Raw genomic sequence first — 9,934 nt, forward strand, 5'->3', positions numbered from 1 at the left:
CACCGTGCTCAAAGCGATTCTGAAGCTGTCGCTGCTGCGACGGCCGCTGATCCTGTTGTTCCTGCTGGCGTTCGTGACGGCAGGGCTGTTCGCGTATTCCAAGCTCAACATCGAGGCGTACCCCAACCCCGCTCCCGTCATTCTCGAAATCACGGCGCAAACGCCCGGTCTGTCGGCCGAAGAAATGGAGCGGTACTACACCGTGCCGATGGAGATCGGCCTCGCGGCGACGCCCGGTGTGGAGAACATCCGCTCCACGTCGTTCTATGGGTTGTCGTTCGTGCGCGTGACCTTTAAGTACGGGATCGACTACTACTTTGCTTACACGCAGGCGGCACTTGCCCTCCAGCAGAACGTCAGCCTGCCCAACAATGTGCAGCCGCAAATTCAGGCGTCCAGCCTGGTCGGGGAAGTGGTGCGCTATCAGTTGAAGGGCCCGCCCCACTTTGGCCTGACCAACCTGCGCACCTTGCAGGATTGGGTGTTGCAGCGCCGCCTGAAGACCGTACCGGGCGTGGCGCAGGTCGTCAGTTGGGGAGGCACGACCAAGGAGTACGACGTCGAGGTCGACCCGAAGAAGCTGGAAGCCTATGGCGTCACCCTGCCGCAGATGATGACGGCGCTCGGTAACGCCAATATCAACGTCGGCGGGCGCACGATCAACTTTGGCCAGCAGTCAGTCAACATCCGCGGCGTGGGTCTGATCCAAGACGTGAAGGACATCGACAAGATCGTCCTTACGCAGACCAATGGCGTGCCCGTGCAGGTCAAGGATGTCGCGAAGACGAAGATTGGTTTCGCGCCCCGTCTGGGCATTGCCGGCCGTGACAACGAAAGCGACGTCGTCACCGCCATCGTGGTGATGAACCGCACCATGCAGACCAACGACGTGGTGGCGCGCGTCAAGGCCGAGCTGGACAAGATCAACACCGATGGCACGCTGCCGGCAGGCGTGAAGGTCGAGCGTTACTACGACCGCTCGGAGCTCGTCTCGGTCACCACGCACACGGTCATGCATGCGCTGCTGTTTGGCTGCCTGCTGGTGTTCTTCATCCAATGGATCTTCCTGGGCGATTTGCGCAGCGCCATCATCGTTAGCGCCAACATTCCGTTTGCGCTGTTCTTCAGCATCCTGATCCTCTTGCTGACCGGCGAATCCGCCAACCTGCTATCGGTGGGCGCGGTGGACTTCGGGATCATCGTGGATTCGTCGGTCATCCTGGTCGAAAACATCTTCCGCAACTTCCAGATGCCGGCGGCGGAGCAGACGCGCCTGCTGATGAGCCGTGACGCGAAGATGCTGGGCTTCCGCGTGCCGGAGCGCTTGCGCATGATTTTCGTCAGTGCGCTGCAGGTCGATCGCGCGGTGTTCTTCTCCGCACTGATCACTGTGGCCGCATTTGTTCCACTGTTCACCATGCAGGGGGTGGAAGGCCAGATCTTCGGCCCGATGGCGCGTACCTATGGCTACGCGTTGGCGGGCGCGCTTATCGCCACCTTCACGGTCACGCCGGCGCTGTGCTCGTACCTGCTGCCCAAGAAGATCGAAGAGAAGGAAACCTGGCTCGTTCGCGCGTTGCACAAGGTCTACCAGCCTGCGCTGACGTGGTCCTTGTCCAACCGGCGCATTGCCGTGACGATCGGCGCGGTCGTGCTGGCGGTAACGGCGGCGCTCATGCCGCTGCTGGGTACGGAGTTCCTGCCGGCGCTTGAAGAAGGCAACCTGTGGATTCGGCTGACGATGCCGCAAACGGCGTCGCTGGAATCGGGCGTGGTACCGGTCGCGCGCATGCGCCAGATTTTGCTCAAGCACCCCGAGGTGCGCACGGTGGTGTCGGCCCACGGTCGCCCCGACGACGGCAGTGATGCCGCGGGCTTCTACAACGCTGAATTCTTCGTGCCCCTCAAGCCGTTCGACCAATGGTCGGCGGGGATGACCAAGGAGAAGCTGATCGCGCAGATCCAGAAAGAATTCACCAGTGAGTTCACCGGGGTCGGCCTGAACTTCTCGCAGTACATCCAGGACAACGTGGAAGAAGGGTTGTCGGGCGTGAAGGGGGCCAACTCGGTCAAGATCATCGGCCCGGACCTGCAGGTGCTGGAGCGGCTTGCCGATCAGGTACAGGGCGAGATGAGCGAGGTCAAAGGCATCACAGACCTGGGCATCTTCCGCGTGCTCGGTCAACCGAACCTGAACGTGCGCATCAACCGTGAGGCGGCCGCGCGCTATGGGCTCAACACTGGGGATGTGAACACCGTGGTGCAAGCGGCCCTGTCGGGCTCTCAGGCGACCACCATCCTGGAAGGCGATCGGCAGTTTGCACTGACGGTGCGGCTGGCCCCGGAGTACCGTGCCACAATCGATGCGGTGCGCAACATCCGCGTCGCCTACTCGAACGCGAATGGCGGCAACGCCTACATTCCGCTCTCGGCGCTGGCTGACATCACGCTGGATACGGGGGCGTCGTACATCTATCACGAGAAGAACGCCCGCTATATTCCGGTCAAGTTCAGTGTACGCGGGCGCGACCTGGGCGGCACGGTGGAAGAAGCGCAGCAGCGCATCGCCCAGCACGTCAAGTTGCCGCAAGGCTACCGCATCGAGTGGGCGGGTGAGTTTGAAGAACTCGAACAGGCCAAGCAGCGGCTCGCGGTCATGGTGCCGATCAGCATTCTGTTGATTCTGGTCCTGCTCTATGGACTGTTCAATTCGCTGCGCGATAGCCTGATGGCGCTGGCCGGTATTCCGTTTGCGATCACCGGTGGGGTAGCGGCACTGTTCCTGACGGGGCTGGACTTCAGCGTCTCGGCGGCCATTGGGTTCGTCTCGTTGTTTGGTGTATCGGTCATGGACGGCATCCTGATGATCACCTACTACAACGACTTGCGCCGGGAGCGCGGCCTCCAGCCAACTGAAGCGATGTTCCATGCGGCGCAACAGCGCATGCGGCCAATGCTGATGACGGCCCTGTCGGCGTGTATCGGCCTGTTCCCGGCGGCGATTTCCACGGGCATCGGCAGCCAGGTGCAGCGGCCCCTAGCCACCGTGGTTGTGGGCGGCATGTTGGTGGGCCCGTTGATGCTGCTGGTGATCGTGCCTGCGTTGCGGATGGTATTCCTCGGCAAGGAGCCGCCTGAAGACTCGCCCCTTGAGGAAGCGCCGGTCTGAGCGATGGCCGCCGCTTCGTGCGGCGGCCCCTATGGTTTGATAATGCCCGAGCTGGAAGCCCTGACCACGGCTTCGATGCGCGTGGCGACGCCCAGCTTTTCGCGCGCATTGTCCATATGGAAATCGACCGTGCGCTTGGAGAGCCCAAGAATCGTGGCGATCTCACCCGATGTCTTGCCGCGCGCAGACCATGCTAGCACCTCGACCTCACGCTCGCTCAGTTGTACGGGCGGATGTGCGGTATGCGTGCGCGGCCGTCTGGCGAGCCGGGTCTGCACAATGCTCATCAGGATTTCGAAGTCGACCGGTTTGGTCACATAGTCATCAGCACCCAGGCGACGCCCACGCAGTTCAGAGTCGCGTTGCGCCATCGCCGTCAAAAAGACGAACGGAATTTCAGCATAACGTGGCGCGAGCGTGCGCAATTGCTCCAGCAACTCGAACCCGGTCATGCCCGGCATGCCTACGTCGCACAGCACCAGATCGGGGGCTTCGCGCAGGAGCATCGCCAGCCCGGACTCACCATCGTTCGCCGTGATCACGGTGTAGCCGTGTTCGGCCAGTTCTTCGGTGATCAACTCGGCGGTTTCAACGTCGTCTTCAATGCAGAGGATCTTGGGGTTGGCTGGCTTCATGGGGATTTCAGCTGGTGGTATGGTGACTGATGCTCCGCTCATGACGTCGTCAAGAAAAACTGCGCAGGACATTACCTATGCAATCGCCAAAAACGGTCACAGCCGCGCCAGACGGGCGGCGCTTTGGAATCGCATCGCCGTTGATCCTGCGTCCCATCCGGGTCCGGCTGACGCTGGTGTTCGTGATCTTTTTACTGCTGGTGGTCGGCGTCGGCGCTTTCAGTATCGACCAACTGGCGAGCTTCCACAGCGTATCTGCGCAGATCAGCGGGCGCTGGCTACAGAACAGCCGGATTCTGGGCGACCTCAACAACTACATCTCGGATTATCGCGCGGCCGAAGGCGATTTTCTGATCGCCTCATCACGCGCTGACCTGCGAGCCGCCGACGAACAGGTCGCCATGCTCGACAAAGCGATTGCCACGTCCCAGGCCCGCTACGACAAGATCGAACACGACAGCGCCGAGCACGAGCTTTACAGCCAGTTTGTCACCCAATGGAACACGTATCGCGAGCTTGCGCGACGGCTGATGATTTCTGCCAAGGCAGGCGACGTAGCGGGTGCTGCGCGGCTCTATCACGCGGATTCCAAACACGCATTCGACTTGGCCAACGACACCTTGGGCGTGATGACCGAACGCAGTGTCGCTGGCGCCACGGCAGAAACCGAGCGAGAGGCGCAGGCCTACCACGATGCGCGGCAACTCATCGTTGGGGCGATCGTTGTGGCGGCATGTCTGGTCGTGCTGGCCGTGATCTACCTTGTCTTTGCCGTGTCGCGCCCGATTGCCGTGCTAGTGGATCGCATGCACCGCGTTGCCAACAACGATACCCAGATCGACATCCCAGGCTTGGACCGCCACGACGAGATTGGCGACATCGCGCAAGCCGTGGCGCGTTTTCGAGAAAACACAATCGAACTGGGGCGCAGCAAAGATGTACTGACCGCCCAGGCGGCCGTATTGCAGGAGACGCTTGACAAAGAGCGCCGCATGGCCGAACTCCAACGCAATTTCATCTCAATGGCGTCGCATGAATTCCGTACGCCACTGGGCGTGATTGACGGCCAGGCCCAGCGGTTGATACGCACGCGTGATGCGTTGCAGCCCGAGGCGCTCGAAGAACGCTGCGGGAAAATCCGGGCGGCCGTGCAGCGCATGACGCACCTGATGGATCACTTGCTCGACTCTTCGCAGTGGCTGGATTCCACGACGCCAGCAGCGATGCGGCGCACCGATTTCCCGCTTGCAGCGCTTCTGCACGAGGTTTGCGAAATGCACTTGGAAGGCACGCCGAGCGCTCGGATCGAGGTGTGCATAGAGACGGATGAGCCGAACACATTCTTCGGCGATGCCCGGCTCTTATTCCAGGCCTTCAGCAATCTTGTCGGCAACGCCGTTAAGTATTCGCCGCCAGGCGCACCGGTCAGTGTGCGTATGCGCAGCGATGCCGACGGTGTGTCGGTAACTGTGGAAGACCGGGGCCTGGGCATACCAGAGCGCGATATCGAGCGCTTGTTCGAGCGCTACGTGCGCGGCGGCAACGTTGCAGGGACGGTTGGAGCAGGTGTCGGGCTTTACTTGGTGAAGCTGGTCGTGGAACTGCACCGAGGAACGATCACTGTGACCAGCGAAGAAGGCAAAGGCTCAAGATTCAACGTGTTCTTACCGCGACTGAACGGCTAGCTTGTACCGGCTGTGAGCCTGTCTACGGGATCGACGTGGGTCATGACATTGAGAACATCATGTCTTTCCATGACGCGTCGCCTTGCTTCCAGCGCGATGTCGTGACCGACCTTCACGGTTGCGGTGCTTTCGATCTCCAAGTGCGCGTCCACCAGGATCATGTCGCCCATCTTGCGTGTCCGAACGTCATGAACGCCAAGCACGCCTGGCGTGCCGAGCATTACTTGCCGAATTTCGGTCGCTGTCTCTTCATCGACGGCTCTGTCCATGAGATCGTGCAGAGCATTCGAGCCAAACTGCCACCCCATTCTGGATACCATCAGCCCCACAATGAGTGCGGCTACCGGGTCGAGCAGGTGAAATCCAAGCAAATTGCCGATGATGCCGAGTGCGACCACCAACGAGGAGGCTGCGTCGGAGCGAGCATGCCAGGCGTTCGCTATCAGCATGCTGGAGCGCACGCGCTCGGCGACGGCCAGCATGTACCGGAACAACAGCTCTTTGCTCACCAGTGCGCCAAGTGCGACCCACAAGCCAATCAACTTCACATGTGAAATTGATTCCGGATGCTCCAGCTTTGTCACCGCACTCCAAAGCATCCCGATGCCTACGCCAAGTAGCAGCAAGCCCAAAACCAGGGATGCCGCTGTCTCGAACCGAAGGTGACCATAGTGATGTTCTGCGTCCGGTTCCTTCTGGCTATGGTGTCCGGCAAAGAGGACGACGAAATCCGAAACCAGGTCGGAAAGCGAGTGAATTGCGTCGGCTATCAACGCTTGTGAATGGGCAAGAACGCCAGCAACCAGTTGCGCGGCCGTTAGGGCCAAATTGACACCCACGCTCACGAGAGTGCTGCGTTTCGCCGCGCGCTTGATGGCCGGTGTCTCGCTGTCGAAATCGATCTCGGTTGGCTGTTGCATGGTCTGGTTTGTCTGATGGTCGAGGACCGGTCACCTTGAGGGCGAGCGCCTGGATTTGTCCGCGATCATAGGTTGAGAATTGACCGTTTGGGGAATAACCGGCAGCCGCAGAAAAGAATCCGCATGAGAGGCGTTCGCATTCGCTGGTGCACTGGTGGGCACAAGTGCAATACCGGGATCCCTGATCTAGGAAAGCGGCGTTTTCAGCCACAAGCCGGATCAGATTGCCTCGGGGTCAGAAAGCCATTTGCATCGAACCGAGTGCTTCATGCCAGATGCAATTGGCAAGGGGCGAATCTAAGTCCCTATCGACCATTTTGAACATGCACGCTAAGACAATTCGTTAGTGAGTCAGCATCGGCCTTCCGAACAGCGCCGGCAGGAAATCGTCCAGAAAGAACAACACCTGAACGTTCGCGCCGACACCGCGCGTTGATCCGTGGGTCAAGGGGAGGACCAGTTCCGCTGCCACCTGCCACGTATCCTTGACATAAGCGAAGCCTGGGTTGACGGTGCCACGCGTACGCTGGCCCCGTGGTGAGTCGAATGCGAATTCGACCAACGGGACCCATTGATGGAGCGGCTCCTCTTTGGGGAGCACGCCTGGTACAAACCGATCCGTCAAATAGAGCGTGCTGTACTCCAATGCGAACCCCCAATGCACCGTGGTGACGTTGGCTGTCCTCACAGGGTTGAACTGTCGCGTCATCGGGTCGTAGCTCAAGTTGTCCGATGTTTTGCTGGTCGGCACGGCCACGCTGACGCCAGCGGTGATGCCCAACGGCCGAAGCCAAGACCACGCCTCAGGCAAGGCACCCAACCCCTGACCTACATACAGGCTGGGGGCAATGGTCGCTGACGTGCTGGCGCCGAGTCGTCTGGCGCCGGTCTGGGGCAGCCCATAGATCAGCGAGGCGGCAACAAGCGTCTCGTTCAGATCGTCTTCGTAGAGCCGGGATTTGAGAATCAGGTCGGAACCGGTTGCGCCTGGCTGGCGTGCACTGTCCCAGTCGCGCCGGATGAAGCCGCTGTCAAAGCCGATCGAGACCTCAGGTGTCAGCAACCGCGCGAATGAGACTGTCGCGCCGCGATCCGTGACGTTGCGGCTGTTGTCAGGGTGCTGCACAGCGCCGGCGGTGATGGAAAATTCGTCAGCAACAGCGGGGTCGTCGAAATTCAGCGTTCCCGGAAAGAAGCGGTTGCCAGCAATGCCATGCGCATGTGATGGGCTGGAGACGAGCGCAGCAAGAGCGAACGCTGCCGCGCAAATGCGGGCAAATCTAGATGGGTGGTACATGGCCGGGAGAGCGTCCGCGGTCAGGCCGCGACAATGTTTTCTTGTTTTGGTTGGGCGAATGCGGCACCCACATGGCGGGGTACCGCCCCCGTTCTAATCGTCCGGAGGATATGTCCAGGTCGGACGTCAGGTTATTTGGTCGGTAACGAATGAACCTCGATCGTAACGTGTGACAGCGCTTGGAATCGCCGCAGCCGTTCGTGATAAAACTGCGGCCCGCGATGCGCCTGGCGTGTGCCGACCGAGACCACCACGCCCAGGTGCCCAGGGCCGATGCGCCAGACGTGCAGATCGAGCAGCGCGTCGCCATCGGTTTCCAGTGCAGTCTTGATGCGGCCGCCGATTTGCTTGTCTGGTGTCATGTCGACCAGGATGCCACCCGTGTCGCGCATCAGTCCGTACGCCCAGTTGGCGATGACCAGCGCACCGACGATACCTGCAAGCGGGTCCATCCAGAGCCAGCCGAAGGTTTTGGCCAGCAACAGCCCGATGATGGCCAGGACAGAGATGGCGGCGTCGGCCAAGACGTGCACATAGGCCGCGCGCATGTTGTGGTCGCGATGGTGCGCCCCGTGTCCATCGGCGTGATCGTGCTCATGCTCTTCGAAGGCCACGCTGTATTCCTGGCCGCCGATGCCGAGCACGGCAGTAAAGGCATGCGGCTCCGGAATCTCTGTGGTGGATTCTAGGTAGTTCGCCTTGCGGACCATCAGGAATTCCTGGCGGCTGCCGTCCGGCCGGATGGTGGTCACCGTCGCCACGTCGCTGGGCAGCGGGATGGTTTCTCCAGCCAAGCGGAAAACTGGCGGTACGTCGTCTTCAAAGATCGACAGCGCGAACACCCCTGCTGGCGCGTTGATGTGCTGCACTTCCTTGCCGTGTGCATGTTTGTCGCCAAGTCCGGCTGGGCCGTGATCGTGTCCGTGGGCATGACCATGGTGATGACTGTGGCCATGGCTGTGGCCATCGTGGTCGCCACCGCTCAGCAGCCAGGCACTGGCGATGTTCACCAGCAGGCCGACCACCGCAATCGGGATCGCCTCACTAAAGTGGATCGGCACCGGCGAGAGGAATCGCACCACAGCCTCGTAGCCGATCAGCAGCGCGATCATCGCCAGGATGATGGCGCTGGTGAAGCCGGCCAGGTCGCCGAGCTTGCCTGTACCGAACACGAAGCGTGAGTCGTTCGCGTGGCGCCGCGCATATGTGTAGGCCAGCGCCGCGATCAGCATGGCGCCTGCGTGCGTCGACATATGCAGCCCATCGGCCACCAGGGCCAGCGAGCCAAACATGCTGCCGCCGATGATCTCAGCGGCCATCATCAGCGTGCACAGCACGATCACGGCCCATGTCTTGCGCTCGTTTTTCTCGTGCCCTGCGCCCAGGAACACGTGGTCATGACCGATACCGAACGGCGTGTCGTAGAAATTGCTCATGGCTGGCTCATTTGAAATAGCTGTGCACGACCTCGATCAGCTGCTCCTTGGCGCTGCCTTCGGCGTGTTCATGTTCGTCATCCACCTCGGTCAGGTGGGTGCGTATGTGATCTTCCAGCACGACGGCCAGCAGGCCATTCATGGCGCCGCGGCAACTCGTGATCTGCTGGAGCACGGGGGCGCACCCTTGCTCCTCCTCCAGTGCGCGCTCAATGGCATCCAGCTGGCCCCGAATCCGGCGAACGCGGTTGAGTAGCTTCTGCTTCTCACGGATGGTGTGGCTCATCGATCACCTCATTAAATATACTATAGGGGGGTATACTACATTGAGTTCGGCTGCCAAGGGAGCAACATTTGCACCGAACCAAAGGACGTAGCCCTCTGCATATATGACGGCGAAAACGTCCGACTGCGTGACGCGAGCGGGATTTCTTGCCGCCGGCCCGCAACGCCATCGGTAACGCGGTGCGTTACACCCCCGATCGATAGTCAGGAGGGCCCCGTGTGTGCACTACATAAGTTGCTCTCAGCGACCTAGACTGAAACGCGCTCAGTGCATTGAGCCCCCTCGCGATGGAGGGTCGACAAGTCAGGGTGGGGAAAGCAAGAATCCACGGATGTGTGCTTTGTGGAGCGCTTTATGCCGGTGCGCCGGATCCCTAAGAACTACCTCTTTGTCACTGGACGTCATCCCTCCCCGCTGGCGGATGAGGTCATTGAATTCGAGTCGATTCTGGAGAAGGAGTACATGCTCCTGCTGGACTCGGATCCCCAAGTGGAATCGTACGAATG

General features: G+C 60.6%; 7 protein-coding genes. 2 read left to right on the forward strand and 5 right to left on the reverse strand.

Annotation, left to right across the window (positions count from 1 at the left end):
• The first annotated feature begins 4 nt into the window (after positions 1-4).
• Entirely contained in the window at positions 5-3,169 is a 3,165-nt protein-coding gene (locus tag C404_RS58525; protein ID WP_012435733.1) for an efflux RND transporter permease subunit, read from the forward strand.
• 29 nt (positions 3,170-3,198) lie between these two features.
• On the opposite strand, the gene C404_RS58530 is transcribed toward C404_RS58525, so the two are convergent.
• Positions 3,199-3,804: a response regulator transcription factor gene (locus tag C404_RS58530; RefSeq protein ID WP_012435734.1), complete on the reverse strand. Its 606-nt coding sequence runs from the start codon at positions 3,802-3,804 to the stop codon at positions 3,199-3,201.
• 77 nt (positions 3,805-3,881) lie between these two features.
• Between C404_RS58530 and C404_RS58535 the strand changes: the two genes are divergently transcribed.
• On the forward strand, positions 3,882-5,489 hold the full coding sequence (locus tag C404_RS58535; RefSeq protein ID WP_012435735.1) for a sensor histidine kinase: 1,608 nt from the start codon (positions 3,882-3,884) through the stop codon (positions 5,487-5,489).
• Here the strand turns inward: C404_RS58535 and C404_RS58540 are convergent.
• From C404_RS58540 to C404_RS58555, 4 genes are all read right to left on the reverse strand, one after another.
• Positions 5,486-6,409, reverse strand: coding sequence for a cation diffusion facilitator family transporter (locus tag C404_RS58540; protein WP_012435736.1), 924 nt, complete (start codon positions 6,407-6,409; stop codon positions 5,486-5,488). The two genes, C404_RS58535 and C404_RS58540, sit on opposite strands and share 4 nt — an antisense overlap.
• Before the next feature lie 343 nt (positions 6,410-6,752).
• On the reverse strand, positions 6,753-7,706 hold the full coding sequence (locus tag C404_RS58545) for a hypothetical protein (protein ID WP_012435737.1): 954 nt from the start codon (positions 7,704-7,706) through the stop codon (positions 6,753-6,755).
• A 131-nt stretch (positions 7,707-7,837) separates the two neighbouring features.
• Positions 7,838-9,142 carry a CDF family Co(II)/Ni(II) efflux transporter DmeF gene (gene dmeF / locus C404_RS58550; RefSeq protein ID WP_012435738.1) on the reverse strand — a complete coding sequence of 435 codons (1,305 nt, stop codon included), beginning with the start codon at positions 9,140-9,142 and terminating at the stop codon, positions 7,838-7,840.
• 7 nt (positions 9,143-9,149) lie between these two features.
• The gene (locus C404_RS58555; protein WP_012435739.1) at positions 9,150-9,428 is read right to left on the reverse strand and encodes a metal/formaldehyde-sensitive transcriptional repressor; all 279 of its coding nucleotides are present in this window, start codon (positions 9,426-9,428) and stop codon (positions 9,150-9,152) included.
• Positions 9,429-9,934 lie beyond the last annotated feature (506 nt).

The organism is Ralstonia sp. AU12-08, from assembly GCF_000442475.1.
GTDB lineage: Bacteria > Pseudomonadota > Gammaproteobacteria > Burkholderiales > Burkholderiaceae > Ralstonia > Ralstonia insidiosa.